Origin of the sequence: Staphylococcus pseudoxylosus (assembly GCF_003697915.1) — a bacterium.
In the GTDB taxonomy this organism is placed as follows: Bacteria; Bacillota; Bacilli; order Staphylococcales; family Staphylococcaceae; genus Staphylococcus; species Staphylococcus pseudoxylosus.
This window is the reverse complement of record NZ_RCVN01000042.1, coordinates 1-1,024: the sequence shown is the minus strand read 5'-3', so window position 1 is coordinate 1,024 and position 1,024 is coordinate 1. Positions and strand designations below refer to the sequence as shown.

General features: G+C 35.8%; 3 protein-coding genes. All 3 read left to right on the top strand.

From position 1 onward, the window contains the following. A partial coding sequence (locus D9V42_RS14675) for a terminase TerL endonuclease subunit (protein WP_244204791.1) occupies window positions 1-325 on the top strand: 325 nt, incomplete at its 5' end. Continuing rightward, window positions 315-599: an HNH endonuclease gene (locus tag D9V42_RS14670; RefSeq protein ID WP_036853146.1), complete on the top strand. Its 285-nt coding sequence runs from the start codon at window positions 315-317 to the stop codon at window positions 597-599. The genes D9V42_RS14675 and D9V42_RS14670, both read left to right, overlap by 11 nt. 30 nt (window positions 600-629) lie before the next feature. Further along, window positions 630-1,024, top strand: a 395-nt coding sequence (locus tag D9V42_RS14665) for a hypothetical protein (protein WP_208639089.1), incomplete at its 3' end; no start/stop codon positions are given.

Genomic DNA, 1,024 nt, shown 5'->3' with positions numbered 1-1,024 from the left:
TAGAAAAGTCGGATACGACCCAGCTCGCTATGAAATTTTAAAAGGGCTGATTGAGCGTTATTTCTTTGACAAAGATGGAGACAACCAAAGAGCAATTCGACAAGGTTTCTCAATGAGTGACTATATCAAGCTATTAAAATCTAAGTTAGCGGAAAATAAACTTATCCATAACCAAAAAGTCATGCAGTGGGCTTTAAATAATACTGCTGTTAAAATCGGACAAAATGGGGACTATATGTATACTAAAAAACTTGAAAAAGATAAAATTGACCCTACTGTTGCTTTGACAATGGCTTTAGAAATGGCGGTGTCAGATGAAGTATAATGTTGACACAGTTCGAGAAAGTGGTTGGTATAATAAAAAAGAATGGTTGGCTGTCCGTGATTATGTAAGACAACGTGATAAGATGACTTGCGTAAGATGTGGCGCATTCGGTGCTAAAAAATACGAAGTAGACCATATTATAGAACTAACTTGGGAAAATCTTGATGATTGGAAAATAGCGCTGAACCCTGATAACCTACAACTCCTTTGTAAGTCTTGCCATAACAAGAAGACAAGCGAGTATAAACGTGGGAAAGGTGTGAGTTTATGGTAGAAAGGGGAAAAATTGAACTTATTCGGAAAAGTGGTATCATTTTCACGTGGAAAGCTAAACAATGATACTCAAAGAGTTACAGCGTGGCAAAACGAAGCGGTAGAATATACAAGTGCCTTTGTGACTAACATTCATAATAAAATCGCTAATGAAATAACAAAAGTAGAATTTAATCATGTTAAATATAAAAAGTCTGATGTTGGTTCTGATACTTTGATTAGTATGGCAGGTTCTGACTTAGACGAGGTTCTAAACTGGAGTTCTAAGGGCGAACACAATAGCATGGAGTTTTGGCAGAAAGTAATTAAAAAGTTGCTATGCACGCGCTATGTTGACCTGTACCCTATATTTGATAGTGAAACAGGAGATCTATTAGACCTACTATTTGCTAACGATAAAAAAGAATATAAACCTGAAGAATTAGT

What these genes read in the sequence shown, in the direction of transcription:
- D9V42_RS14670 (WP_036853146.1), top strand. Translation starts at nt 315, where the DNA reads ATGAAGTATAATGTTGACACAGTTCGAGAAAGTGGTTGGTATAATAAA.